Source organism: Kitasatospora sp. NPDC004272 (assembly GCF_053603035.1).
This window is the reverse complement of the sequence record NZ_JBSGET010000027.1, coordinates 31,139-57,013: the sequence shown is the minus strand read 5'-3', so window position 1 is coordinate 57,013 and position 25,875 is coordinate 31,139. Positions and strand designations below refer to the sequence as shown.

The window sequence follows — 25,875 nt, the reverse complement described above, 5'->3', positions numbered from 1 at the left end:
GTTCGGCATGGTACGGAGCAGAGCGCGGCGCCCGGTGGCGGTGCTCGCGGTGGTGGTGGCGGTGGTCCTCGGACTGCTGGCCGGCACGGGACAGCGGCCGGCCTGGAGCGCGGCCGGCGGGGCCTGCCAGGTCGCCTGGACGACCAACGAGTGGAGCGGCGGCTTCACCGCACAGGTGACGGTCACCAACACCGGGCCGGCGGTGAGCAGTTGGACGCTGAGCTGGACCTTCGGGGCCGGCCAGCGGGTGACCTCGGCCTGGAACGCGCAGGTGAGCCAGAGCGGCACCGCCGTGACGGCGAGCAGCCTGGCCTACAACGGGAGCGTCGGCAGCGGGGGTTCGGCGGCCTTCGGGTTCCAGGGCACCTGGACGGGCAGCAACCCCGTCCCGGCGGACTTCGCCTTCAACGGCGCCTCCTGCCAAGGGGGTTCGGGCAGCCCCTCGCCCACCCCGACCCCCACCCCGTCCCCGAGCTCGTCGCCCACCCCGTCCCCGTCCCCGTCGCCCACGCCGTCGCCGACCCCGTCGTCCACGGTCGTTCCCACCGGTTGCGGCGGGGCCGTGGTCTGCTCGGGCTTCGAGGACCAGAGCGGCAGCACGCTGACCGGTGACTGGGCCCTCGCCGCGCCCGACTGCTCGGGGGCCGGGAAGGTGGCCGTCGACACCTCGGTGGTGCACGGCGGCGGGCGCTCGCTGCGGATCGACGGCCAGGCCGGGTACTGCAACCACGTGTTCGCGGCCACCACGAAGAACGTCACCGCGGTCGGCCCGGTGGTGTACGCCCGGTACTGGGTGCGGCACTCCACCGCGCTGCCGGCCGACCACATCGCGATGGTCACCATGGCGGACGCGAACGACGGCAACAAGCACCTGCGCCTGGGCGGCCAGAACGGCGCCCTGCAGTGGAACCGCGAGTCCGACGACGCCACGCTGCCCGCCCAGAGCCCGGTCGGGGTCGCGCAGAGCGTGCCGCTGCCGGTCAACCAGTGGGTGTGCGTCCGCTTCGCCGTCGACACCACCCGGCAGTCGATGGACACCTGGGTCGACGACCGCCTGGTGCCCGGCCTGCACGACGACGGCGTCCCCACTGCGGACGTCGACCAGCAGTGGCTCGTCCGCACCACCGCCCCGCGACCGGTCACCCTGTACCTCGGCTGGGAGGCCTACGGCAACGGCGCCGACACCCTCTGGTACGACGACGTGGCCCTGGGCTCCGCGCCGATCGCCTGCTGAACCGGCCTGAACCGGCCTGAACCGGCCTGAACCGGCCGGGAACGGTCGGGAACGTTCGGACGGGTGGCCGTCCCCGGCCCGGTGGGTCGGGGACGGCCGCGCCGGCGCGGGTCCCCGGGGGTGGATGGCGGGCGGAGGGGGGCGACGCGTCCTCGGCTGCGCCGGGGGCCCGGGCGGGGCCGTCGTCAGGCGGTGACGGTGGTGCCGGGCGGGAGGACGGTCAGGGGCACCGGGCTGAGCATCGCGGGGCTGAGGAAGCGGGCCGTCGACTCCTGGCCGATCCGGCTGAGCATCACCTCGTGGATCTGGATCAGCCGCTGCGGGGCGAGTTCGCGGACGTAGTCGGCCGCCGCGCCGATGCCGGTCCAGGGGCCGCTGGTGGGCAGCAGCAGGGTCTCCACCGGGGCGTCCGGGACGTGGTAGGCGTCGCCGGGGTGGTAGAGGCGGCCGTCGACCAGGTAGCCGAGGTTGGTCACCCGGGGGACGTCGCGGTGGATCGCGGCGTGCAGCTCGCCGAAGACCGCGAGGTCGAACCCGGCGACGGTGACGCGGTCGCCGGCCCGCACCGCGGTGGCCCGGCCCCGGTGGGCCGACCAGCGTTCGACCACCGCTTGCGGGCCGAACACCCGCAGGTCGGGGCGGGTCTCCAGGGCCCGGTCGAGCAGTTCGGCGTCGAAGTGGTCGGGGTGCTCGTGGGTGATCAGGACGGCGGTGGCGGCGGCGACCGCGTCGGCCGCCTCGGGGGTGAACGCGCCGGGGTCGATGACGATCCGGGCGTCGTCCTTGGTCAGGGTGACGCAGGCGTGGGTGTGCTTGGTCAGGTGCATCGTCGGCCCTTCCGATGGCGGGGCGCGCGAGGGCGCGCAGCAGATGTGCAGGGTGGACTGTACAGTTGAAACTGTACTTCTGGTAACCTGGAGCCATGAACGATTCGCCCGCCCCCGGCTCCGTTGCCGCCGCCCCTGACTCCGTTGCCGCCGCCGGCCTCGCTGCCGCGGCGACCTCGCCCGACCGGCTCGCCGCCGACCTGCGGACGGCGGTGGGCGCCCTGGTCCGGGCCACCCGCTCGGAGGACCGGCTCGCCCCCATCCCGGCGGCGGTGCTGGACCTGCTGGACGTGCACGGGGCCCTGACCACCGCCGAGTTGGCGGCCGGCCGCGGCGTGCGGCACCAGACCATGGCCGCTACGGTCAAGGAGCTCACCGCCGCCGGCCACCTCGCGGCGGGTGACGACCCGTCCGACGCCCGGAAGAAGGTCCTCAGGCTGACCGCCGCCGGGAAGGCCGCGATCGAGCAGGACCGCCGGCACCGGGTCGGCCTGCTCTCCCGGGCCCTCGCCGACACCCTCGACGACGCCGAACGGCGGGAGCTGGCAAGCGCGTTGACGCTGCTGGGCCGGGTCACGGCGGCGCTCGCCGAGAGCGGGACGGCGCCCCGGGCCGACCGCGGCCCGGTCACCGGCGCCTGGTGAGCACGGCCTTCGGCGGCTGATCACGGGCCGATCGGGGGCCGATCGGGGGCGCGGCCGCCGTCGCGCATCCCCCGTGCGAGCTACCCGGGGTGTCCCGGCGCGGGTGATTCGCGGGCGTCGGCGGATTCCTAACGTGGTGGTCAGGTCGGCGCGAGGGCGACCGGACCGCGACTGGGGAGGACACCATGGGGACGACGACCACCGGACAGCAGGGCGTCGAGTTCGACGGATCGGGCGAGGGCACCGCCGGGGCCGGGGCCGAAGCCGGGGCCACCGCAGGTGCGGCGGGCGGCGCCGCAGTCCGCGGCGGGCGGCCCGGCCCGGTCGGGCGGGCGCTGCGCTCGCCGATCGGCTGGATGCTGACGGGGGCGGCGGGGGTCACCCTGGTCTCGGGGCTGACGGCGAACGGGCCCGGGCCGGTCCCGGCGCTGGGGGCGGCCGCCGCGGTGGCCGTGTACTGGCTGGTGATGCGGCGCCAGGCCGGGCGCCCGGTACCGGAGATCGCCCGGTCTGGCGCCTGGCGGGCGGCGCTGCAGGGCGGCGGGGTCGGGCTGGGGTTCGTCCTCGGCTCGGTGCTGGTGATCATGGCGTGCGGCGGCTACTCGTTCTCCTGGGCGGGCAAGGGCGTCCTGTCGGTGGTCGGGAGCGCGGTGGTGGTGCAGATCGGCGCCTCGGTCAGCGAGGAGCTGATCTTCCGGGGCCTGGCCCTGCAGGCGCTGGAACGGCTCTGGGGCAGCCGGGTCGCCCTGGTGGTCACCTCGCTGTTCTTCGGCGTCGCCCACCTGGTCGTCCCGGCGGCCAACGGCTGGAGCGCGCTGGCGATCTCGCTGGAGGCGGGCGGGCTGCTCGGGGCCGCGTTCCTGTGGCGGCGTAGCATCTGGTTCGTCACGGGCCTGCACTTCGCCTGGAACACCCTGGAGCAGCTGCTCGGCATCCCGGTCTCCGGGCACGCGCCCGAGGGCCTGTTCGACGTCGGCGTCCACGGTCCCGCCGTCCTGAACGGCGGCGCCTTCGGGCTGGAGACCTCGCTGGTGCCCGTGCTGACCGCGCTGGTCCTCGCCGCCGTGATGTTCGTCCGGGCCCGGCGCGAGGGCGGGATCAAGTCCCGTCGCCGGGTGGGCAACTGAGGCGCGGTCGGGCGGCGGAGGAAGAAGGGGGAAGGGTGATGGAGCGTCGGCTGGTCCGGCTGCTGCGGGGGTCGTACGACCGGTGGCGGGAGCGGGACGCCCTGCTCAAGGACGGTGTCCTGGCGGTGGCGCTCGCGCTGGCGGCCTTCGTGCCGACGCTGTCCGGGGTCGGCGCGCAGATCGGCGACCTGCCGGAGCGGCCGATCGGCCTGCTGGGCACCGGCCTGCTCGGCACCGGGCTGGTGCTGGCGCAGTCCCTCCCGCTGGCGGTCCGCCGCCGGTGGCCGGGGGCGGTGCTGGCGGTGGTGGCGGTCGCGTTCGCCGTGCACCAGGCGATGGGCTTCCCGACCACGCCCGCCAGCACGGGCCTGTACCTGGCGCTCTACTCCGCCGGGGCCCACCAGGTCCGGGCCCGGCGCGCGCTTGCCGCCGCCGCGGTCGCGCTCTACGCGGCGCTGGCGGTCGTGCTGCACCGGCTCGGTTCGCCGCAGGCCGTACCGGACTACCTGGTGTTCGGCCTGGTGCTGGCCGTGTTCCGGCAGGCCGGGAGCGCGGTGCGCGTCCGGCGGGCCGAGGAGGTGCAGCGGCGGCGGCTGGCGGCCGAGGCGGCCACCGCCGCCGAACGGGCCCGGATCGCCCGCGAGTTGCACGACGTGGTCACCCACCACGTGACGGCGATGGTGGTCCAGGCCGACGCGGCGCAGTTCCTGGTCGAGTCCGCGCCGCAGCGCGCGGTGGAGGCACTGGAGGCCGTCAGCGACACCGGCCGGCTGGCACTGACCGAACTGCGGTACCTGCTCGGCGTCCTGGAGGCGACCGGCGAGGCCGCGAGCGAGGCGGCGGGCGCGGCGGCGGGCGGAGTCGCGGGCGCCGCCGCGGGCGGGGCCGGCGGGGCGGCCGGCGGGGTGGTCGACACCGGGCCGCCCGCCGCCCTGGGGCGGGTGGCGGACCTGGTCGAGCGGGCCCGCCGGTCGGGGCAGCCGGTCGAGTTCGAGGAGCGGGGCGAGCCGGACCAGCCCGGCGTGGACGTCGAACTGGCCGCCTACCGGGTGGTGCAGGAGGCGCTCACCAACGCCCTCAAGTACGCGGCGGGGCGGCCGACCCGGGTCCTGCTGCGGCACGGCGGCGGGCAACTCGGGGTCGAGGTGGCCACGGACGGGCCGGCCGAGGGGGCGGCGGGCGGCGCGGCGAACGTCCCGGCGGCCCGGCCCGCGGCCCGCGGTCCGCGCGGCGGGCGGGGGCTGACCGGGCTGCGCGAGCGGGTGGGGATGCTCGGCGGCGAACTGGTGGCCGGACCGCGGCCCGGCGGCGGGTTCGAGGTCCGTGCGATGATTCCAGCCGGACCGGCGGGGGACGGCGGGGCCGGTGGGGACAGCAGGCTCGGCGGGTCCGGCGGGGGCGGCGGGTCCGGCCGGGCCGGGACGATTCGGGAGTGAGACCCAGTGACTGACGCGCCGACAGGGGCAGCGGTGCCGACGCCGATCCGGGTACTGGTCTGCGACGACCAGGCGCTGGTGCGGACCGGCTACGTGACCATCTTCTCCGCGCAGCCCGACCTGGAGGTGGTCGGGGAGGCCGCGAACGGCCACGAGGCGGTCGAGGCCGCGCGGCGGCTGCGCCCCGACGTGGTGGTGATGGACATCAGGATGCCGCTGCTGGACGGCATCGAGGCGACCCGCCAACTGGTCGGGCCCGCCGCGGAGGACGGCACCGCCACCGGGCCCAAGGTGCTGGTGGTCACCACCTTCAACGTCGACGCGCACGTGTACGAGGCGCTGCGCGCCGGGGCGAGCGGGTTCCTGCTCAAGGACGCGCGCCCGGTGGAACTCGTCAACGGCATCCGGACGGTGGCCCGCGGCGAGGCGCTGCTGGCCCCCGCCGTCACCCGGCACCTGATCGGCCACTTCGCCCAGCACGTGCGTCCGGCCGGGAGCGCCCGGGCCGCCGGGCACGACGTGGTACGGGTGCTGACGCCCCGTGAGCTGGAGGTGTTCCGGCTGATCGCGGACGGGCTGTCGAACGTGGAGATCGCCGGGGCGCTGTTCATCACGCCCGAGACGGTCAAGACCTACGTGTCGCGGATCCTGGCGAAGCTCGGCCTGCGCGACCGGGTCCAGGCGGTGGTCCTGGCCCACCGCGCCGGCCTGGCCCCCGGAGCGGACGGCGCCGCAGCGGCGGGCGGGCCGGGAGCGGCGGCCGGGCCAGGCGCAACGGGCGCCCCCGGCCGGGCCTGAGGGCCACCCGCCCGGGACGGCCCGGCCCCGGCGGAGCAGCGCCAGGCGCTCCGAGGCAGTGCTCGGGGTCAGCACGTAGGGCGCGGTCACCGTCCAGTCGGGGGATGATCTGACGATTGATAAGTCCTATGGGCGGATGGCTATTTCAATGATTTCCTGCCGTGCGCGGGAATTCACATTCGGCTACTCTCTACCCGAACGGCATGCCATTGCAGGGTCGCTTCGGCGGGCCCGGCGTGCGCCGCTGCGGGTGAAGGTGGGCGAGTTCGGTGAACGGTTCTGCGGTCGGCCCGGCGGGGGCGGTCGGGCTCCTGCGGGCGGCCCTGGCTCCTGGTGTCTCCGACTCCCCGGCGGGGCCCTACGCTTCGCTCGCGCTGCTGCGCGAGGTCGCCCCGGTGCTGCACGACGAGGAGTTGGACACCCGCTTCCTGACCGGGTTCGCCGACTGCCAGGCGGTGCTGTCCGGCCCGGCCTTCGCGGTGCCGGACGGCGACTGGCTGCGCCGCGAGCGCCCCGAGTGGGTGGCCCGGCCGGCGGCGGACTTCTTCTACGCCTCGCTGCTCGGCACCAACGGCGCCGCGCACGAGCGGCTGCGCGCGCCGCTGACGGGGGCGTTCGGTCCGCGCCGGGCGGCGGAGTTGTCCGCCGGGGTGGAGAAGACCGTGGAGGAACTGCTCGACCGGTTCGCCGACGCCACCTCGGACGGCGGGACGGCCGATTTCCAGGAAATCGTCGGATATCCGCTGCCGGTCGCGGTGGTGGGCGAACTGATCGGCGTCCCCGGGGCCGACCGGGAGCGTTTCCACCAACTGGGCCGGGACGCCGCCCGGTTGCTGGAGCCGGTGCGCTCGGACGAGGACTGGCGGCGGGCGGACGCGGCGGTGACCGCCCTGCGCGAGTACTTCGCCGCCCTGCTGTGCGAGCGCCGGGCCCGTCCCGCCGAGGACCTCGCCTCGGCGCTGCTCGCCCCGACCCCGGCCCCGACCTCGTCCGACCGCTCCGACGGTGCGGACCGGCGCCCCGCTGGAGGTCAACGACCGCTGAGTGAAGGCGAGTTGGCGGACCTGCTGGTGCTGGTCTTCGTGGCCGGGTTCGAGACCACCGCCGGGCTGCTCGGCACGGCGGTGCACACCCTGCTGGCCCACCCCGGGCAGGCCGCGCTGCTCCGCGCCGATCCGGGCCTGCTGCCCGGCGCGGTCGAGGAGGTGCTGCGCTGGGACGGGCCGGTGCTGATGACCGAGCGCCTCGCGCTGCGCCCGGTCGGGGTGGGCGGGGTGGACGTCCCCGCCGGGGGCAGCGTGACCGCGGTGCTCGGCGCCGCCAACCGGGACCCGGACCGCTACCCGGATCCGGACGCCTTCCTGGTGCACCGGACGGGCGTGCGGGTGCTGAGCTTCGGCGCCGGACCGCACTACTGCTTCGGCGCGGCGCTGGCCCGGCTGGAGGGGGCGCTGCTGCTGGGCCGGCTGCTGGAGCGCTTCCCCCGGCTGGCCCCGGCCGGGCCGCCGGTGCGGCGCCCCTCGGCCTGCCTGCGCTCGTTCGACGCACTGCCGCTGGCGGCCACCGGCTAGCCCCGCGCACCGGCCCGGCCCCCGGCCCCCGGCCCGTCGTACCGAACTGAACCGCATCCGCACCCGCACTCGCACCCGTACCCGTACCCCAGTCGTGTCCGAGCTGTCCCGTCCCTCCCCGAAGGACCAGCACGTGAACTTCCTGCACCGCGAACGCGCCGAACTCGAAGCGCTCATGCCCGGGTTGGACCGGGCGCTGGCCCGGTACCCGCTGGCCGAACTGGAGCGGTCGCCCAGCCCGGCGATCGCCGCGTTCCGGGAGGCCGGCGGCCCGGGGCTGCTGGTGCCCGCCGCGAACTCCGGCGCGGGGGCCACCGCGCTGCAGGCCGTCCGGGTCCAGCGGGCGGTCGGCGCCCGCTGCCCCTCGCTGGCGGTGGCCACCACCATGCACCATTTCTCCGTCGCGGGCCTGGTCGAGGCTGCCGCGTACGGGGACGGCCTGGAGGGGGCGCTGCTGGAGACCGTCGCCAAGGAGCGGCTGCTGGTGGCCTCCGCGTTCGCCGAGGGCCGACCCGGGCAGAACATCCTCACCCCGCACCTGACCGCCGAGCGGCGCGGCGACCGGATCGTGCTGAACGGCCGCAAGATGCCGTGCAGCCTCTCCCGCTCGATGGACCTGCTGACCGCCTCGGTCGCGCTGCCCGGGCCGGACGGCGTGGAGCGCCTCGCCGTCGCGCTGATCCCGGCCGACACCCCCGGCATCACCGTCCACCCGTTCTGGGGCACGCCGATCCTGGCGGGCGCCGAGAGCGACGAAGTCCGGCTCACCGACGTCGAGTTGGATCCGAGCATGGTGGTCGCCACCGAGGTCACCGCCGACGCCGTGCCGGACGCGCTCAACGTGGCCGGCTTCCTCTGGTTCGAACTGCTGCTCACCGCCGGGTACCTCGGCGTGGCCAGCGCCCTGGTCGAACGGACCCTGGAGCGCCCCGGCGGTGGCGAGGCCGACCCGACCCCGTACCTGGTCCCGGTGGAGGGCGCGGTGCTCGCCGTGGAGGCCGTCGCCCGGGCGATGGCCGACGAACCCCGGGACGAGGCGCTGCTGGTGCGGGCGCTGACCGCCCGCTACGCCGCGCAGGACGCGATCGCCGCCACCACCCGGGCCTGCCTGGAGGCGCTCGGCGGCATGTCCTTCATCGGCTCCCCGGACGGCTCCTACCTGGCCTCCGCCGCCACCGGCCTGACCTTCCACCCGCCCGCCCGCTCCAGGATGGCCCGCCCGCTGCGGGAGCACCTGGACGGCCGCCCGCTGCGGATCGGCTGAACCGGTGCGGCGATCGGTACGGAGGGCGGTGCTCCCGGGGCGGTCGTGGGCCGGGCCGCGGGCGGCGGACCCGGAACGGGACCGCTACCGGGTCGAGGTGCGGCGCGGCGTCGGACAACTGCCGCCCGGCCTGTGGGAACGGCTCGCCCCGGCCGACGACCCGATGTGGTCCCGGAGCGTCTTCGCCGCCCTGGAGGGCAGCCGGGTCGGGCCCGCCGGGTACGCCTACCTGACGGTGCACCGGGACGGCGAACCGGTCGCGCTGCTGCCGCTGAGCCTCTTCCCCGACCTGGCCCTGGACCGGATCGTCGGCCCGGACGAGCGCCGCCGCCTCGCCCCGCTGCGCCGCCTCGCCCCCCGCCTGCTGCGGGTGCCGACGCTGTTCTGCGGCCACCTGCTCGGCCAGGGCCACCTGCTGGCGCCGGAGCCGCTCGACCCGGTCGCCGGACGGCTGCTGGTCGCCGCCGTGCTGGACCTCGCCCGCCGCGAACGGCTCGGCACCGTGCTGTTCAAGGACTTCGCCGGAGCTGACCTCGCCCCGCTGCGCGCCCCGCTGACGGAGGCCGGGTTCTTCCTCGCCCCCGCCCTGCCCGACACCGAACTCGCCCTGCCCGGAGCCTCGTTCGAGGAGTACCTGGCCGCCCTCCCGGCCAAGCCCCGGCGCAACGCCCGGGCCAAGATCCGCCGCTTCGACGCCCACCCCGGCCTGCGGATCGAGGTGCTGGCCGAGTTCGACCACCTGCTGCCCCAGCTGCCCGCCCTCTACCGGCAGGTGATGGACCGGGCCGACCAGACCCTCGACGTGCTGGACGACGCCTTCCTGGCCGCCGTCGCCGCCGACCCGGACAGCCGCCTGGTGGCCTGCTTCGAGGACGCCCCGGCGGAGGGAGCGGGGGACGCCCCGGCGGCCGGGCGGGAGGGCGTCCCGCAGCGGGTGAGGCTGGTCGGCTTCCTGCTCTGCCTGTTCGCCGGGGACGGCGCGACCGGCGCCCGGATCGGCCTGGACTACCGCCTCGCCCACGAGGCCGCGCTCTACCACAACCTGCACTACGCGGCCGTCCGGCTGGCCCTGTCGAACGGCAGCCGGCGCATCCGCTTCGCGCAGACCGCGTACCTGCCCAAGGTGGAGATGGGCTGCGCCCTGGTCGGGCAGTGGCACGCGATGACCCACCTGCGCCCGCTGCCCCGCGCGCTGCTGCGCCGCCTGCTCCCGGCCGCCCTGGGCGCCGCCCGGACCCAGGCCCTCGGCCCGCACGCCGACCGGCTCCCGTCCCGCCCCGCCCGGGGGACCCCGTCCCGTCCCGCCCGGGGCGCCCCGCTCCCCGGGCCCGCCAGCCGTCCCGTAGAGAGGCCGTCAGATGCCGCACGTTGAAGTGGAACTGCCCGTCGCCGCGGCGCCCGAGGTCGCCTGGCCGGTGGTGGTCGACGTCCTCGGCTACCCCGGCTGCATGGACAGCGTCGACTCGGTCGAACTCGTCGAGCAGCCCGACCCGCGGCACCGCACCACCGCCTGGTCGGTCCGGTTGCAGGGCTCGGTGCTGCGCTGGGTCGAGACGGAGGTGATCGACCACGCCGCGCGCCGCTTCGACTTCGAGCAACTCACCGGCGACCTGGGCGAGTTCGCCGGTCACTGGGCGGTGCGGGCGGCGCCCGGCGGGGGCAGCACCGTCGAACTGCACGTGGACTTCGACATCGGCATCCCGCTGCTCGCCGAGATGCTCAACCCGGTCGCGGCGGACGCCCTGCGGGAGAGCGCCGCGCAGATGCTCGGCGCCCTGGAGCGCCGGATGATCCCGGAAGGGGCCGCCCGGTGACCACCACCCTGCCCGGCCCGGTCCCGGGCCCGGGCCCGAGCACGGCCGCCGCGGCCGCCGTCCCGGACGCCGCCGCCGTCTTCGACCGGCTGCGCCGCCACCTCTCCCCGAAGCTCGCCCTCACCGGCGGCTTCGCCGGTCGCGGCGCGGTCGAATCGGTCGCCGAGGGCTGCCAGGTGACGCTCTCCGACGGCCGGACCGCCCTGGACTTCGGCTCCTACGCGGTCACCCTGCTCGGCCACCGCCACCCCGCGGTCACCGCCGCCGTCCGCGGCCAGCTGGACGCCATGCCCACCGCGACCCGCAGCCTGGCCAACCCGGTCACCGCCGAGGCCGCCGCCCGGCTCAGCGGCTACCTCGGCGACGCGCTCCCGAAGGTCTACTTCGGCCTGAACGGCGCGGACGTGGTCGAAGTCGCGGTCAAACTGGCCCGGTTGGCGACCGGACGCCCCCGGGTGCTGGCGGTCCGCGGCGGCTTCCACGGCAAGTCGCTGGGCGCCCTCGCGCTCACCCACAGCCCGCTGTACCGGCGGGGGCTGCTCGGCTGCGAGGTGGACGTCGTGCACGTCGACGCCGAGGATCCGGCGGCGGTGGGCCGGGAGACCGCCGGTGGCGAGGTGGCCGCCGTGGTCCTCGAACCGGTGCAGGGCGAGAACGGCGCGCTGCCGCTGCCCACCGAGGTGCTGCGGCAGTGGTGCGCGGACGCGGCCCGCGACGGGGCGTTCGTGATCGCCGACGAGATCCAGTGCGGCCTGCGCCGGTGCGGACCCCGCTCGGTGGCCCTCGCCGACGGCCTGCCGGTGGACGCGGTGCTGCTCGGCAAGCCGCTCGGCGGCGGCGTCGTCCCGCTCTCCGCCCTGCTGTGCTCCGAGCGCCTGTACGCGCCGCTGGCCGCCGATCCGTTCCTGCACTCGGCGACCTTCGGCGGCCACCCGCTGAGCTGCGCCGCCGTCCCCGCCGCGCTCGACGCGATCGAGGAACTCGCCGACCACGGAACGGAGTTGGCCGCCCGACTGGACGCCGTGCTGACCGGCCTGCGGGAGCGCCACCCGGACGTGGTGCGGGCGGTGCCCGGCCGCGGCCTGCTGCGCGGCCTGGACTGCGCCTCCCCGCAGGCCGCCGGCGCGACGGTGCTCGAACTCGCCGCCACCGGCCTGCTGGTCTCCCCCTGCCTGAGCCGCCCCACCACCGTCCGGCTGCTGCCGCCGCTGATCACCAGCGCCGCCCAACTCGCCGAAGCGGAAAGCATCCTGGACGCCGCGTTGGCCGCCACCGGCCGCACCCTGCGGCCCACCCCGGGCACCGCCACCGCGCGGTCCGCCGCCGTACCGGGCACCGCCCGCACCACCACCGAAGGAGGGCACCCGGGTGCTCACGCGTGAGGAACTCGCCGCGACGGTCCGGACGGTCGTCTCCGACGTCCTCGGCACCGAACCGGACGACCTGCACGACCGGACCAGCCTGGCCGACGAGTACGGCATCGACAGCCTCGAACTCATGGAGATCGGCGCCCGGTTGGAGCGCACCCTGCGGCTGCGGATCGACCCGGACGACCTGCTCTCGGCCCGCGACGTCGGCCACGCCGTCGACCTGCTGCACGCCCGGGCGGCCGACCCCGCCACCGCCGCGCCCGGCAGCCGCACCGCCCACGCGGTGATCGCCCTGGTGCCCGCCCCGGAGGGCTCCGCGTGAACGCGCGAGACCGGCACCCCTCGGGCGGCCACCGGGTCGCCGTCACCGGCATCGGCCTGAAGACCCCGGCCGGCAACACCCTCGACGAGGCGTACGCCGCCGTCCTGTCCGGCAAGCCCGCCGCGACCCGGCTGGACCGCCTCGCCGAGGCCGGCCTGCCGGTTCACATCGCCTGCCTGGTACCGGAGTTCGACACCGAGCCGTACCTGAGCCGGCGCGAGGCCCGGCAGATCGACCGCCCGGCCCGGCTGCTGCTGTGCGCCGCCGCCGACGCGCTCGCCGACGCCGCACTGCCCGCCGAACAGCCGCGCGAGCGGATCGGCGTCCAGATCGGCACCGGCATCGGCGGCCTCACCAGCATGGAGGAGGCCACCGCCGGCTACGTCCACCGGCCGCGCGACCTGCCCGTGCACACCGTCCCGCGCACCATGGCCAACTCGCCCGCCTGCCGGGTCGCGCTGCGCCACGGCTTCCAGGGCGTCTGCACCACCTACTCCAGCGCCTGCGCCAGCGGCGGCACCGCCCTCGCCGAGGCCGCCCGCCGGATCCGGTACGGCGAACTGGACGTCGCGGTGGCCGGCGGCGTCGACGCGGCCGTCAGCACCGTCGTGCTCGGCTCCTTCGCCCGGATGCGCGCGCTGTCCCTGCGCAACGACGAACCCGCCCTGGCCAGCCGCCCGTTCGACGCCGACCGGGACGGCTTCGTGATGGGCGAGGGCGCCGTCGTGCTGATCCTCGAACGCTGGGAGGCGGCCCGCGCCCGCGGCGCCCGGATCCACGGCGAGATCGCCGGGTACGCCGAGAACTGCGACGCCTTCCACATCGCCGCCCCGCACGAGGACGGCGAGGTCGCCGCCCGCTGCATGCGCGCCGCCGTCGCCGACGCCGGACTCACCCTCGCCGACATCGGCCACATCAGCGCCCACGGCACCTCCACCGTCCCCGGCGACCGGGCCGAGGCCCGCGCCGTCGCCCGCTGCTACGGCGTCGAACCGCCGCCCGTCACCGCGATCAAGGGCGTCACCGGCCACCTGATCGGCGCCGCCGGGGCGCTCGCCGCCGCGCTCGCGCTGCGCTGCGCCGCCGACGGACTCGTTCCGCCGGTCGCCAACCTGTGCCGCAGCCCCGAGGCCGACCTGGTCGACCTGGTGCACGGCGCCCCGCGCGCCGTCGCCCCCGCCCCCGTGCTCTCCAACGCCTTCGGCTTCGGCGGCCAGAACGCCTGCCTGGTGCTCGCACCCCCCAGCTGACCCGCCCGCACACAGGATGAGGGAACACCCCATGCGCGTCCTGCTCACCGGGGCGACCGGTGTCGTCGGCACCGAACTCGCCCACCAGCTACCGGCCGCCGCCCGCGAACACGGCCGCCCGCTCGATCTCGTCCCGGTCGCCCGGCGCGGCCCGGGCACCGTGCACTGGCGGATGGGGGCCGAACCCCCGCCCCCCGAACTCGGCGGCCACTGGGACGTCATCGTGCACGCCGCCGCCAGCACCCGCTGGACCCTCGGCCGCGCGGAGGCCACCGCCGCCAACCTCGACCCGCTGCGCGCCGCCCTCGCCCTCGCCGACCGGGACACCCACCTCGTCCAGGTCTCCACCGCGTACGTCGGCGGCGACCGCAACCCCGAGGACCTGCGCGGCGCCGAGTTCGAGGGCTACCGCAACGGCTACGAGTGGTCCAAGGCCCGCTGCGAGGAGACCGCCCGCGAGCTCCACCCCGGCCCGCTCACCCTGGTCCGCCCGCCGCTGGTGGTCGGCCGCCGCTCCGACGGCGCGATCGCCCGCTTCTCCGGCCCCTACACGATGCTCCAGGCGCTGGTCTCCGGCACCGCCGCCGTGGTGGTCGGCGACCCGGCCGGCCACGCCGAGATCAGCCCCGTCGACGAGGTCGCCGCCGCGCTCACCGCCGCCGTCCTCGCCGCGCCCCCCGAGCGCCCCCGCACCGAGGTGATCGCGGCCGGGCCCGACAGCCTCGACCTCGACACCCTGCTCGACGTCATCCTGGACACCCTCAACGCCTTCCGCGCCACCCGCGGCGTCGCCCCGCTGGACCGCCCGCCGCTGGTCTCCACCGACAGCTGGAACCGCTTCTTCCTCCCGCTCTCCGACCGGTACCTCTCCCCGGTCCAGAGCCAGGCCGTCAAGCTGCTCGCGATGTTCCAGAGCTACACCGGCATGCGCCGCCCCTTCACCCCGACCTGGAAGGTCCCCGACCCCGCCACCGCGATGGCCACCGCCGTCCACCACTGGGCCCACCGCCGCCCCCGCCTCGCCCTGGCCCACCCCGAACCCTGGACCCGGCTCGACCCGGCCCGCTGAGCCGGCGGCGTCTCGCGGTGGGCCCGGGCCGGCAGCTCCATCCGGTCGAGGGGGTCCCGGGCCCGCGGCAGGTCGTCGGGAACGGGCCGGCCGGGTCGGCCGTCGACCGCACCGGCGGGTGCGTCCGACGGCCGACCCGGCCCGGGGGACGGGTCAGTTCAGGCTGCAGCTGACGGTGGGCCAGGTGGTGGTGCCGTTCTTCATGATGGTCATGCCCCAGTTGTTGCCGGCGCCGTTGGGGGTGGCGACCAGGGTCTGGGCGTCGGGGTAGCTGGCGTTGACGTTCCAGGTGGCGCTGACCTTCTCCGGGGAGGGCACCTTGACGGTGACCTTCCAGGTGCTGGAGCCGGTCACGTTGACGTTCAGGTTGTAGCGGTCGCTCCAGGAGTCGCCCGCGGACAGCGACGCGCTGCAGCTCCCGCCGGTGCCGCCGCCGCCCGTGCCGCCGCCGGTGCCGCCGCCGCCGGTGGAGGAGCCCAGGGTGATGTTGGAGCTGCCGCTGCTCTGGTAGCCCTCGGTGGCGAGGATCTCGTAGTTCATGCTGCCGAGGTTCATGCCGTGCTGGGCCCAGGCGTCGAAGTGGTTGCCGACGGTGATGGTGCCGCCGGTGCGCTTGGACTGGCGGACGCTCCAGTACTGGTTGAAGGTCTTGTTGCCCTCGATGGAGGGGGCGTTGGTGCGGGTGGTCTCGTAGATGTCGTAGGTGCCGCCGTCGCTGGTGACGGTGCCCTTGTAGGTGCCGGTGGGCTTGTAGGAGCCGTAGTTGTCGACGATGTAGTACTCGACCAGCGGGTTGGTGGTCCAGCCGTACAGCGACAGGTAGGCGTTGCCGCTGGTGCTCCAAGTGCCGGAGTACGTCACGGGGTTGCGCGAGCCGGTGCTCCAGCCCTTGCCGGCCACGAAGTTGCCGACGTTGCTCCAGGAGGTGCCGTAGTTGCCACCGCCGTTCAGGGACATCGAGGACGAGCCGTTGCCGTCGCTCCAGAACGAGTAGAAGTACCCGCCGTCGTTGCCGGTCTGGTTGTTGGTGATGGTCGCGGCGTCGGCGGTGCCGGGGAGCAGGACGACGGCGGCGAGGGCCAGCGGGAGGACGCGGGCCTTGTGGGGGATCTTCACGGGGCGATCCGTTCTGTGGGTGGGGTGGGGGGAGCGGAGGCCGTGGGGTTCGGCGACAGTGTTGGGCGGCGCCGGACGGGCTGTCAACGGTTTCGACAGAGTTTCCGAATGCGTCGGTCGTACCGGAGTTGAGGCTCGGTCAGTAAATCTGCTGGTCAGTGCCGGTGTCGTGGGGCGGAAGGAGGCCCAGTCGAATTCGCGGCCTGCGTGTTCGATGGCGCTCGTCGGCTCGGTGGGGCACAATTTTCGATCACGAGGCTTCGAAAGTTTCGATCGCTCGGGAGGGCGGGCCGCACCGGAGGGCGACCGCCCGGACCGTGGAAAGCGCGGATGCGAGAGGACGGGCGCGCGGACGCCGGAACCGATCAGGTACGTACACGGCCGACTGGTGCTGCTTTTTTCGCGCGCCCGGGGAAAAGCGTTTTCCGGCTGCCCGGAATTGCTTTCAGGAGGTGGCGCAGCTGACGGTGGGCCAGGTGGTGGCGCCGTTCTTCATGATGGTCATGCCCCAGTTGTTGCCGGCGCCGTTGGGGGTGGCGACCAGGGTCTGGGCGTCGGGGTAGCTGGCGTTGACGTTCCAGGTGGAGCTGACCTTCTCGGGGGAGGGCACCTTGACGGTGACCTTCCAGGTGTTGGAGCCGGTCACGGCGACGTTGAGGTTGTAGCGGTCGCTCCAGGAGGCGCCGGCCGAGAGCGTGGCGGTGCAACTCCCGCCCCCCGTACCGCCGGTGCCGCCGCCCGTGCCCCCGCCGGTGCCGCCGCCGTTGTCGGTGGGGGCGACGGCGCGGCCGGTCTGCGGGGAGATCATTCCGGCGCACAGGCCGCGGGAGGCGAGGTTCTGGGCGATCTGCGGGATCGCGGCCAGGGTGTTGGCGGGCCACTCGTGCATCAGGATGACCTGACCGCTGGTCAGGCGGCCGACGGCCTGGACGATCGCGGCGGTGGTGGCGCCGTTCCAGTCCTGCGAGTCGACGTCCCAGATCACCTCGGTCAGGCCGTACTTGGCCTCGACCGCCTTCAGGGTCGCGTTGGTCTCGCCGTACGGCGGCCGGAACAGCTTGGGGGTGCCGCCGCCCGCGTTGGCGATGGCGGACTGGGTGTTGCCGACCTCGGAGTCGATCTGGGCCTGGCTCTCCTGGATCAGGTGCGGGTGGGTGTAGCTGTGGTTGCCGACCCACATGCCGGCCGCCACCTCGGCCCTGACCTGGGCGGGGTAGGCGGCCGCGTACTGGCCCTCGTTGAACATGGTGGCCCGCAGGCCGTTCTGCTGGAGGGCGCTGAGCAGGGCGGGGGTGTGGTCGTTGGAGGGGCCGTCGTCGAAGGTGAGGCCGACGTAGCCGGTGCAGCCGGCGGCCCGGGCCGGGGTGGGGTCGAGGGCGGTGGCGGTCAGTGCGGTGGCCGCGGTGGCGGCGACGGCCAGGGCCGCGATCAGCGGGCGCGGCGAGAGCGTGGTGATGCGCATGGGGGTGCGACTCCTCGTGGTTCGCTGGGGAGCCAGGGAGGCGGGTGGAACCGGCGACCCGGCTCGACTGTGGTCGGCGGCGACGGCCGACGTCGAAGAGTTTTGACCCGGGTCAGTTCGGGTGTCAATGCAGCGGTTGAAACTTTCTGCGAACATTCGAAAACTCGCGGGAATTGCGGCCGGAAACCGGCCTCGCGCCCAACGCCCGGAGTGGAAAAGGCGGTTGGCGGTGGGCAGTCGGTGGACCGATCGAGTTTCGGAAGCCTGGACCGGCCGTCGGCGGGTTCCGCGTCGTTGCGGACCGACGGCCGGTCGGCCCGTCCTGCGCCGCCCGCGCACCCCGGAGCGGGGTACGGGAGCGGCGCGGGACGGGGTACCGCGGACCGGGCGGCGAAGCGGGGGGCCGACCGGGCGGCGGAGCGGGGTGGCGGGCCGGGGGCCCGGACGCGGCGTCAGCCCAGGGCGGCGGCCAGCGTCTCGGTGAAGCGGTTGCCGAACTTACCCGCCGGGTCCCGCTCCTGACGCAGCGCCAGGAAGTCGGGCAGCCGCTCGTAGGCGGTGGCGGCGGCCCGCGGCGCGTGCGTGACCTTCCCCCAGTGCGGGCGGCCGCCCAGGGCCAGCAGGACGCGCTCGACGTCGGCGAGGACGGGGGCGAGGGCGGCCGGGTCGGGCTTCCAGGTGAAGTGGAAGGCCACCGAGTCCCGCCCGTACGCGGGGCTCAGCCACAGCCCGTCGGCGGCCACCGTGCGCACCTCGGAGATGTGCAGGACGGGCGCCAACCGCGCTCCCAGGGCCCGCAGTTCGGCGATCGCGGCGCGGGCGGCGGGGCGCGGGAGCAGGTACTCGGACTGCAGCTCGGCGCCGCTGCTGGGGGTGAACTCCGGGCGGAAGTGCGGCAGTCGCTGGTGCCAGGGGCCGGGGGCGCCGAGCTGCGGCGTGCAGTTGCCGACGGGCATGCCCGGTACGGGGTGCTCGGGGGCGGCGGCCGGACGGGCGCCGGGGACGGCGGCGGCGGGGGTGCCGTCGTCGAGCTGCTTGACCCAGACCCGGCCGGTGTCCGAGCCCCAGTCGGTGAACAGGCTGACGCTGTACCCGGCGGCGTGCACCTCGTCCAGCTGCTCCGCGTACCGGGCCAGCGGCAGGCTGAGGTGGACGTACTGGCGCAGGGCGAAGGCGGGGACGACGTCCAGGGTGAGCGCGGTGACGATGCCGAGCGCGCCCAGGTGGACGGTCTCGCCGGGGTGCGAGGTGGTGCGCGGCTCTCCGTCGGGGCCGATCAGCTCCAGCGAGCGGACGGCGGCCGCCAGCGAGCGGCGGCCGTCGCCGGAGCCGTGGGTGCCGGTGGCGGTGGCGCCCGCGACCGAGATGTGCGGCAGCGAGGCCAGGTTCTCCAGGGCCAGGCCGGCCGCCTGGAGGGCGGTGGCCAGCTCGGCGTACCGGGTGGCGGCGGAGACGGTGACGCTGCGGGCGTCCGGGGCGATCTCGATCCGGGTGGGCAGGCCGTCCAGCAGCACCAGGTCGCCGTCGGTGTCGGCGACCGGGCTGAAGGAGTGCCCGCTGCCCAGCGCCCGGACCCGGTCGCTGCGGCGGACCAGCTCGCCCAGCTCGTCCACCGAGCGGGGCCGGTGCACGGCGCGGGCGCCGTAGGCGAGGTTGCCCGCCCAGTTGGTCAGCGGGCTGCCGGTCGCCAGGTCGTCGGTCGTCATCGGGCACCCCCGGGGGTGGTCGGTGCGGGGCGCCCGAGCGTCGGCCGTTCCCATTTGCAATGGCACACTACAAATTAGTCCGCCGAGGTCAGCAAGGCAAGAGGGCGGCTGCCGAAACTTTCGCAGCCGCCCTCCGGTCACTCGGTGCGGTGGCCCCGGCCGCCCGGCGGGGCCGCTCGGCGCGGCCGTTCAGCGCGGTCCGGGGACCGTGTGGCGCGCCCCCGGCGCCACCGTGCTGGAGCGCTCCACCAGGGTGGTGGACAGTTCCAGCCGGGTGGGTGCGGCGCCCGCCTCGCCGTTGCGCAGGGCCATGAGCAGGCGGGTGGCCTGCTCGGCCATCTCGCGCAGCGGCTGGCGGACGGTGGTCAGTGCGGGGCTGGTCCACTTGGCGATGTCGAGGTCGTCGTAGCCGACCACGGACAGCTCCTCGGGGACGCGCAGGCCGCAGACCCGGGCGGCCTCCATCACGCCGAGGGCCTGCAGGTCGCTGCCCGCGAAGATCGCGGTCGGCCGGTCGGGCAGCTCCAGCAGCCGCTTGGCGCGGGCGAACCCGCCCTCGGCGTGGAAGTCGCCGAAGGCGATCAGCTCGGGGTCGACCTCCAGTCCGGCCATCGACATCGCGGAGCGGTAGCCGTCCAGCCGGGCCAGCGAGCAGAGGGTGTCCTCGGGGCCGGTGACGATGCCGATCCGCCGGTGGCCGAGCTCGATCAGGTGCCGGGTGGCGGCCAGGCCGCCGGCCCAGTTGGCGGAGCCGACCGAGGGGATGTCCGGGTCGGGGTTGCCCGCCGGGTCGATGATGACGAACGGGATCGAGCGGGCCCGCAGTTGGCGCTTGAGCTCGGGCGGCAGGCTGGAGAAGACCAGCACCACGCCGAGCGGCCGCCGGCGCAGCACCGCGTCGATCCAGCCGGGCGCGGGGGCGTGCCGGGAGCCGCTGTGCGCGACCACCACCGCCGCCCCGTACTCGTTGGCGACGTTCTCGACGCCGCGCAGCAGCTCCATCGCCCAGAGGCTGTCGAGTTCGTGGAAGACGATCTCGACCAGCGGGGCCTCGCCGCCGTTGCGGGCGGCGCGCTGGTAGTCGTGTTCGCGCAGCACCCGTTCGACCCGGCCGCGGGTGGCCGCCGAGACGTCGGTACGTCCGTTGAGGACTTTCGAAACCGTCGAAACCGAGACGTCGGCCTCTCGCGCGATGTCCGCGAGGGTGACCCGTCCCAGTTCATCGCCCTTTTCCATGGACGCAGCATAGGGCACGGGCGCTCCGGGCCAACCCCCGCACCGGCTGCGGATCACGCTGCGGATCACGCTTCAGTAACCCTCCGTTCGAAGGGTTGACCCGCAACATGTTCGCAACTTAGCGTCCGGGCCAGGCAGTTATTTCGGGACTCAGCTCGAAACTTTAGGAGACTCCCTGATGAAGAGACGCGCTTTCGCTGTGGCCCTCGGCCTCTCCCTGGCGACCGTGGGCGTGACGGCCTGTAGCAGCGGCTCCACCGCCGCCGGCGGTTCCAACACCATCCACGTGCTGGTCTACGGCGACGCCAGCAACAAGGTCGAGAAGCAGCTCGTCGAGACCTTCAACAAGACCTCGAAGGTCAAGGTCGTCCTCGACACCATCCCCGGCGCCGACTACCAGTCCAAGCTGAACACCATCATCAACACCCCGCAGGCCCCGGACGTCTTCTTCAACTGGGGCGGCGGCAGCATCCAGCCCTACGTCAAGGCGGACCTGCTGCTCCCGCTGGACGACATGATCACCGAGGACCCGCAGCTGAAGAGCAACTTCCTGCCCTCGGTGTTCAACACCGCGGTGATCGACGGCAAGTCGTACGGCATCCCGATGCGCGGCACCCAGCCGGTGCTGCTGTTCAACAACAAGAAGGTGCTGTCCGACGCGGGTCTGAGCGCCCCGAAGACCTGGGACGAGCTGCTCAACGCCGTCCAGGTGCTCAAGGGCAAGGGCGTCACCCCGTTCGCCCTCGGCGGCGGCGACCAGTGGCCGACCCTGATGTGGTACGAGTACGTCTTCGACCGGGTGGCCGGCCCCGAGCTGTTCCAGAAGGCGCTGTCCGGCGACAAGACGGCCTGGGAGAGCCCGGAGTCGAAGAAGGCCCTCGGCATGCTCAAGCAGCTGGTCGACGCGGGCGCCTTCGGCTCCAACTACGACTCGGTGAAGTTCACCGACGGCGGCTCCCCGGCACTGCTGGCCAAGGGCAAGGCCGCGTTCGAGCTGATGGGCTCCTGGGCGTACGCCACCCAGCAGGATGCTAACCCGGACTTCGCCAAGAACGACCTCGGCTACAGCAGCTTCCCGTCCGTGGCCGGCGGCAAGGGCGACCCGGCCGACCTGGTCGGCAACACCAACAACTTCTACTCGGTGCTGAAGAAGACCAAGCACCCCAAGGAGGTTGCCGAGTTCCTCAAGCTCATGTACTCCGACGAGTTCGTCAACGCGCAGATGGCGATCGGCAACCTGCCGACCACCACCAGCACCGAGCAGTTCCTGACCAGCGCGGAGGACCCCGCGTACTCCAAGTTCCAGTACGACCTGGTCAAGACCGCCCCGTCGTTCCAGCTCTCCTGGGACCAGGCGTACCCGCCGGCCGCCACCACGCCCATCCACACCGCCGTGCAGCAGTTCTTCAACGGCAAGCTCGACGTGGACGGCTTCATCAAGGCCATGCAGGCCTTGCCCGCCTCCTGAGACGAATCTCCATGAGTACTTCCTCCCTCGGGTCCGTGTCCGGCCGCGGTGCGCGCGCCGGGCGCCGGGCCGGCGTCGGGGTGACCCGCCCGGGCATCGTCTGGGCGGTTCCCGCGACCGTCTTCTTCCTGCTGTTCGCGCTCCTGCCGCTGGTGCTGGTCGCGGTCCTCTCCTTCACCAGCTGGGACGGCGTCGGCGCCCCCACCTTCAACGGCCTGGACAACTGGACCAAGCTGCTGCACGACCCCGTGATGACCCAGAGCATCTGGCTCACCCTGGTGCTCACCGTGGCCGGCGTCGTCGTGCAGACCCCCGTCAGCATCCTGCTGGGCGTGTGGGCGGCCGGGCACCAGCGCAACCGCGCCGTGCTGTCCGCGATCTTCTTCATCCCGCTGCTGCTGTCCGCCACCGCGATATCGGTGGTCTGGCGGGCCATCCTCGACCCCAACTTCGGCGTCCCCTCGCAGATGCAGTGGCTGTTCGGGGACGGCAACCTGATGGGCTCGCAGAGCGGCGCCATCGCCGTGCTGACCTTCGTCGGCATGTGGCAGTGGACGCCGATGCACGCCCTGCTCTACCAGGGCGGCGCCCGGGCGATCCCGCAGGTGCTCTACCAGGCCGCGTCCATCGACGGCGCGGGCAAGGTCCGGCAGTTCCTGCACATCACCCTGCCGCAGCTGCGCAACACCATGATCACCTCGGTGATCCTGATGCTGGTCGGCGGCCTCACCACCTTCGACACCGTGCTGATCCTGACCCAGGGCGGCCCGGGCACCGACACCACCAACAGCGCCTACTACATGTACCAGCAGGCCTTCAAGAGCTTCGACTTCGGCTCCGGCTCGGCCATCGCCCTGGTCCTCGTGGTGGTCGCCACCCTGATCTCGCTCGCCGTCGTCCGGTTCTCCGGCTACGACAAGATGCGCGGCACGACGGAGGGACTGTGATGCGCAAGCGTCCCAACTACCTCGCCGGGCTCGGCTCGCTGGTCTGGCTGGTCGTCGTCGGCTTCCCGCTGTACGTCCTGCTGATCTCGACGTTCCGCACCCGCTCCAGCTACTCCTCCGAGGGCCCGCTCAGCTTCCCCGAGCACCTGACCCTGCAGAACTACGTCGACGACTTCTCCAACGGCTTCGGTCAGGACTTCCTCAACACCGTGATCGTCACGGTGAGCGTGGTCGCGATCGTGCTGCTCGTCGTGCCCCCGCTGGCCTACGCGATCGTCCGGGCCCAGGGCAGGACCATCAGCACGGTCTTCCGGATCTTCCTGCTGGGCCTGGCGATCCCCGCCCAGGCCGTGATCGTGCCGATGTTCTACGTGATCAGCAAGGCCGGCCTGTACGACCACCTGATCGGCATCATCCTGCCCACCGCGGCTTTCTGCCTGCCGGTGTGCACGCTGGTGCTGACCGGTGCGATGCGCGACATCAGCAACGAGCTGTACGAAGCCATGGCGATGGACGGCGCCACCCCCTGGCGGGTGTTCTGGCAGATGGTGGTGCCGCTGTCCAAGGGCGGCCTGTCCTCCGTCGTGGTCTTCTCGGCGCTCCAGGCGTGGAACGGCTTCCTGTTCCCGCTGATCCTCACCCAGTCGGAGAGCACCAAGGTCATCACCCTCGGCCTGTACAACTTCCAGACCGAGCACGGCGTCGACGTGCCCGGCCTGCTCAGCGCCGTCGTGCTGTCGATGCTCCCGATCTTCATCGTCTACCTGTTCGCCCGGCGTGCCTTGGTCCAGGGCCTCATGGGCGTCGGAGGAAAGTGACCGCCGAAATGACCGCCGAACCGATCGCCGAGACGAACCCGGCCGCATCCCCCACCTCCTCCGCCCCCCGCTGGCGCGACCGCACGCTGACCCCGGCGGAGCGCGCGGACGCCCTGATCGCCGAGATGACGCTCCCCGAGAAGCTCGGCCAGCTGGTCGGCCTCTGGGTCGGCGCCTCCGACGAGGGCGGCGACGTCGCCCCGCACCAGCACGACATGGAGGAGCCGCCCGACCTGGACGAACTGCTCCCGAACGGACTGGGCCAGCTGACCCGCCCGTTCGGCACCGTCCCGGTCGACCCGGCGCTCGGCGCGCTCTCGCTGGCCCGCAGCCAGCAGCGGATCGCCGCCGCCAACCGCTTCGGGATCCCCGCCCTCGCCCACGAGGAGTGCCTGGCCGGCTTCGCCGCCTGGGGCGCCACCGCCTACCCGGTCCCGCTGTCCTGGGGCGCCACCTTCGACCCCGACCTGATCCGGCGGATGGCCGCCGCGATCGGCCGCGACATGCGCTCGGTCGGCGTCCACCAGGGCCTCGCCCCCGTCCTCGACGTGGTCCGCGACGCCCGCTGGGGCCGGGTCGAGGAGACCATCGGCGAGGACCCCTACCTGATCGGCACGGTGGCCACCGCCTACGTGCAGGGCCTGGAGTCGGCGGGCATCGTCGCCACCCTCAAGCACTTCGCCGGGTACTCCGCCTCCCGCGCCGGGCGCAACCTCGCCCCCGTCGGCATGGGCACCCGCGAACGCGCCGACGTCATCCTGCCGCCGTTCGAGATGGCCGTCCGCGAGGGCCGCCCGCGCTCCGTCATGCACGCCTACACCGACACCGACGGCATCCCCTCCGCCGCCGACGGCGAACTGCTCACCGGACTGCTCCGCGACACCTGGGGCTTCGACGGCACCGTGGTCGCCGACTACTTCGGCATCGCCTTCCTGAAGGTGCTGCACGGCGTCGCCGGCGACTGGGCCGAAGCCGCCGCGCTCGCCCTGGCCAGCGGCGTCGACGTCGAACTGCCCACCGTCAAGACCTTCGGCGAGCCGCTGCTGCGGGCCGTCGAGGACGGCACCGTCCCCGAGGCGCTGATCGACACGGCGCTGCGCCGCGTCCTGGCCCAGAAGGCCGAACTCGGCCTGCTGGACGAGGACTGGGACGCCGTCCCCGCCGTCCTGGCCGGCCGGTCGCTGGACGACCCGGCCGCCCTGCGCGGCAGCGTCGACCTGGACCGGCCGGAGAACCGCGAACTCGCCCGCGAGATCGCCGAACGCGCCGTGGTGCTGCTCGCCAACAACGGCACCCTCCCGCTGCGCGCCCCCCGCCGGATCGCCCTGATCGGCCCCAACGCCGACACCCCGACCTCGGTGCTCGGCTGCTACGCCTTCCCCGTGCACGTCGGCAGCCAGCACCCGGACGTCCCGGTCGGCATCGAACTGCCCACGCTGCGGCAGGCGTTGGCCGCCGAGTTCCCCGGCAGCGAGATCTGGACGGTCGCCGGGACGAGCGTCGACGGCACCGACACCTCCGGGTTCGCCGAGGCCCTCGACACCGCCCGCCGGGCCGACGTGGTGATCGTCGCCCTCGGCGACCGGGCCGGCCTGTTCGGACGCGGCACCAGCGGCGAGGGCTGCGACGTGGAGCTGCTCGAACTCCCGGGCGTGCAGCAGCAGTTGCTCGACGCCCTGCTGGACACCGGCAAGCCCGTGGTGCCGGTGCTGCTGGCCGGCCGCCCCTACGCGCTGGGCCGCGCCGTCACCGAGGCGGCCGCCCTCGTGCAGACCTTCTTCCCCGGCGAGGCCGGGACCGAAGCGGTGGCGGGCGTGCTCAGCGGCCGGGTCAACCCGTCCGGCCGACTGCCCGTCAGCATCCCGGCCCGGCCCGGCGTCCAGCCCTCCACCTACCTGGCCGCCCGGCTCGCCGGACCCAGCGAGGTCTCCAGCACCGACCCCACCCCGGCCTTCGGGTTCGGGCACGGCATCGGCTACACCTCCTTCGACTGGAGCGCGCTGGAGGTGGAACGGGGCACCGCCGACACCGACGGCACCCTCGAACTCTCCTTCACCCTGCACAACACCGGCGACCGGGCGGGCAGCGAGACCGTGCAGCTCTATCTGCACGACCCCGTCGCCAGCGTGGTCCAGCCCGTCCAGCGTCTGATCGGCTACCGCCGCATCACCCTGGAGCCGGGCGAGCGGACCCGGGTCCGGATCGCCGTCCCCGCCGACCTCGCCTCCTTCACCGGCCGCGACGGCCGCCGGACCGTCGAACCCGGCGCCCTGGAACTGCGCATCGCCGCCTCCAGCACCGACCCCCGCCTCACCGCCACCACCCACCTGACCGGCCCGGCCCGCGTCCTCGACCACACCCGCCACCTGCACGCGGACATCCGCACCGCCTGACCC

The 25,875-nt window shown here is 74.3% G+C and carries 22 protein-coding genes; 17 read left to right on the top strand and 5 right to left on the bottom strand.

What is annotated here, in order from left to right:
* The first annotated feature begins 7 nt into the window (after window positions 1-7).
* Window positions 8-1,234, top strand: coding sequence for a cellulose-binding domain-containing protein (locus tag ACWEO5_RS11735; protein WP_452162247.1), 1,227 nt, complete (start codon window positions 8-10; stop codon window positions 1,232-1,234).
* A 185-nt stretch (window positions 1,235-1,419) separates the two neighbouring features.
* On the opposite strand, the gene ACWEO5_RS11730 is transcribed toward ACWEO5_RS11735, so the two are convergent.
* Window positions 1,420-2,061: an MBL fold metallo-hydrolase gene (locus ACWEO5_RS11730; RefSeq protein ID WP_452162246.1), complete on the bottom strand. Its 642-nt coding sequence runs from the start codon at window positions 2,059-2,061 to the stop codon at window positions 1,420-1,422.
* A 95-nt stretch (window positions 2,062-2,156) separates the two neighbouring features.
* Here ACWEO5_RS11730 and ACWEO5_RS11725 point away from each other — a divergent pair, with 95 nt between their 5' ends.
* From ACWEO5_RS11725 to ACWEO5_RS11670, 12 genes are all read left to right on the top strand, one after another.
* Window positions 2,157-2,705: a MarR family winged helix-turn-helix transcriptional regulator gene (locus tag ACWEO5_RS11725; protein WP_452162245.1), complete on the top strand. Its 549-nt coding sequence runs from the start codon at window positions 2,157-2,159 to the stop codon at window positions 2,703-2,705.
* A gap of 185 nt (window positions 2,706-2,890) precedes the next feature.
* A complete protein-coding gene (locus tag ACWEO5_RS11720) occupies window positions 2,891-3,832 on the top strand; it encodes a CPBP family intramembrane glutamic endopeptidase (RefSeq protein WP_452162244.1) in 942 nt (313 codons plus the stop codon).
* Window positions 3,833-3,870: 38 nt separating this feature from the next.
* Window positions 3,871-5,268 carry a sensor histidine kinase gene (locus ACWEO5_RS11715; protein WP_452162257.1) on the top strand — a complete coding sequence of 466 codons (1,398 nt, stop codon included), beginning with the start codon at window positions 3,871-3,873 and terminating at the stop codon, window positions 5,266-5,268.
* Between the two features lie 33 nt (window positions 5,269-5,301).
* Window positions 5,302-6,066, top strand: coding sequence for a response regulator (locus ACWEO5_RS11710; protein ID WP_452162243.1), 765 nt, complete (start codon window positions 5,302-5,304; stop codon window positions 6,064-6,066).
* 269 nt (window positions 6,067-6,335) lie between these two features.
* The gene (locus tag ACWEO5_RS11705) at window positions 6,336-7,637 is read left to right on the top strand and encodes a cytochrome P450 (RefSeq protein ID WP_452162242.1); all 1,302 of its coding nucleotides are present in this window, start codon (window positions 6,336-6,338) and stop codon (window positions 7,635-7,637) included.
* 133 nt (window positions 7,638-7,770) lie between these two features.
* A complete protein-coding gene (locus tag ACWEO5_RS11700) occupies window positions 7,771-8,901 on the top strand; it encodes an acyl-CoA dehydrogenase family protein (RefSeq protein ID WP_344555578.1) in 1,131 nt (376 codons plus the stop codon).
* 28 nt (window positions 8,902-8,929) lie between these two features.
* Window positions 8,930-10,273, top strand: a complete 1,344-nt coding sequence (locus ACWEO5_RS11695) for a GNAT family N-acetyltransferase (protein ID WP_452162241.1) — start codon at window positions 8,930-8,932, stop codon at window positions 10,271-10,273.
* Window positions 10,260-10,715 carry a type II toxin-antitoxin system RatA family toxin gene (locus ACWEO5_RS11690; RefSeq protein WP_452162240.1) on the top strand — a complete coding sequence of 152 codons (456 nt, stop codon included), beginning with the start codon at window positions 10,260-10,262 and terminating at the stop codon, window positions 10,713-10,715. The genes ACWEO5_RS11695 and ACWEO5_RS11690 overlap by 14 nt, the downstream gene beginning before the upstream one ends.
* Window positions 10,712-12,097, top strand: a complete 1,386-nt coding sequence (locus ACWEO5_RS11685; protein ID WP_452162239.1) for an aspartate aminotransferase family protein — start codon at window positions 10,712-10,714, stop codon at window positions 12,095-12,097. Before ACWEO5_RS11690 ends, ACWEO5_RS11685 begins: the two co-directional genes overlap by 4 nt.
* Window positions 12,084-12,407 carry an acyl carrier protein gene (locus tag ACWEO5_RS11680; RefSeq protein WP_344555570.1) on the top strand — a complete coding sequence of 108 codons (324 nt, stop codon included), beginning with the start codon at window positions 12,084-12,086 and terminating at the stop codon, window positions 12,405-12,407. The genes ACWEO5_RS11685 and ACWEO5_RS11680 overlap by 14 nt, the downstream gene beginning before the upstream one ends.
* Window positions 12,404-13,657 carry a beta-ketoacyl-[acyl-carrier-protein] synthase family protein gene (locus ACWEO5_RS11675; protein ID WP_452162238.1) on the top strand — a complete coding sequence of 418 codons (1,254 nt, stop codon included), beginning with the start codon at window positions 12,404-12,406 and terminating at the stop codon, window positions 13,655-13,657. Before ACWEO5_RS11680 ends, ACWEO5_RS11675 begins: the two co-directional genes overlap by 4 nt.
* 31 nt (window positions 13,658-13,688) lie before the next feature.
* The gene (locus tag ACWEO5_RS11670; RefSeq protein WP_452162237.1) at window positions 13,689-14,726 is read left to right on the top strand and encodes an SDR family oxidoreductase; all 1,038 of its coding nucleotides are present in this window, start codon (window positions 13,689-13,691) and stop codon (window positions 14,724-14,726) included.
* A gap of 153 nt (window positions 14,727-14,879) precedes the next feature.
* On the opposite strand, the gene ACWEO5_RS11665 is transcribed toward ACWEO5_RS11670, so the two are convergent.
* The 4 genes from ACWEO5_RS11665 to ACWEO5_RS11650 form a co-directional block, all read right to left on the bottom strand.
* Window positions 14,880-15,842, bottom strand: a complete 963-nt coding sequence (locus ACWEO5_RS11665) for a glycoside hydrolase family 11 protein (RefSeq protein ID WP_452162236.1) — start codon at window positions 15,840-15,842, stop codon at window positions 14,880-14,882.
* A 445-nt stretch (window positions 15,843-16,287) separates the two neighbouring features.
* A complete protein-coding gene (locus tag ACWEO5_RS11660; protein ID WP_452162235.1) occupies window positions 16,288-17,304 on the bottom strand; it encodes a polysaccharide deacetylase family protein in 1,017 nt (338 codons plus the stop codon).
* Between the two features lie 452 nt (window positions 17,305-17,756).
* Window positions 17,757-19,010 carry an FAD-binding protein gene (locus ACWEO5_RS11655; RefSeq protein WP_452162234.1) on the bottom strand — a complete coding sequence of 418 codons (1,254 nt, stop codon included), beginning with the start codon at window positions 19,008-19,010 and terminating at the stop codon, window positions 17,757-17,759.
* Between the two features lie 189 nt (window positions 19,011-19,199).
* The gene (locus ACWEO5_RS11650) at window positions 19,200-20,246 is read right to left on the bottom strand and encodes a LacI family DNA-binding transcriptional regulator (protein WP_344555553.1); all 1,047 of its coding nucleotides are present in this window, start codon (window positions 20,244-20,246) and stop codon (window positions 19,200-19,202) included.
* A 178-nt stretch (window positions 20,247-20,424) separates the two neighbouring features.
* Between ACWEO5_RS11650 and ACWEO5_RS11645 the strand changes: the two genes are divergently transcribed.
* Genes ACWEO5_RS11645 through ACWEO5_RS11630 form a run of 4 tightly spaced genes read left to right on the top strand, consistent with a single transcriptional unit; the run spans window position 20,425 to window position 25,872 of the window.
* Complete coding sequence (locus tag ACWEO5_RS11645) at window positions 20,425-21,714, top strand: ABC transporter substrate-binding protein (protein WP_452162233.1); 1,290 nt, start codon at window positions 20,425-20,427, stop codon at window positions 21,712-21,714.
* Between the two features lie 11 nt (window positions 21,715-21,725).
* Complete coding sequence (locus ACWEO5_RS11640) at window positions 21,726-22,661, top strand: carbohydrate ABC transporter permease (protein WP_452162232.1); 936 nt, start codon at window positions 21,726-21,728, stop codon at window positions 22,659-22,661.
* Entirely contained in the window at window positions 22,661-23,479 is an 819-nt protein-coding gene (locus tag ACWEO5_RS11635; protein WP_452162231.1) for a carbohydrate ABC transporter permease, read from the top strand. Before ACWEO5_RS11640 ends, ACWEO5_RS11635 begins: the two co-directional genes overlap by 1 nt.
* Window positions 23,480-23,487: 8 nt before the next feature.
* Window positions 23,488-25,872 (top strand): beta-xylosidase/alpha-l-arabinosidase, encoded by a 2,385-nt coding sequence (locus ACWEO5_RS11630; RefSeq protein WP_452162230.1) that lies wholly within the window; start codon window positions 23,488-23,490, stop codon window positions 25,870-25,872.
* The last annotated feature ends 3 nt before the right edge of the window (window positions 25,873-25,875 follow it).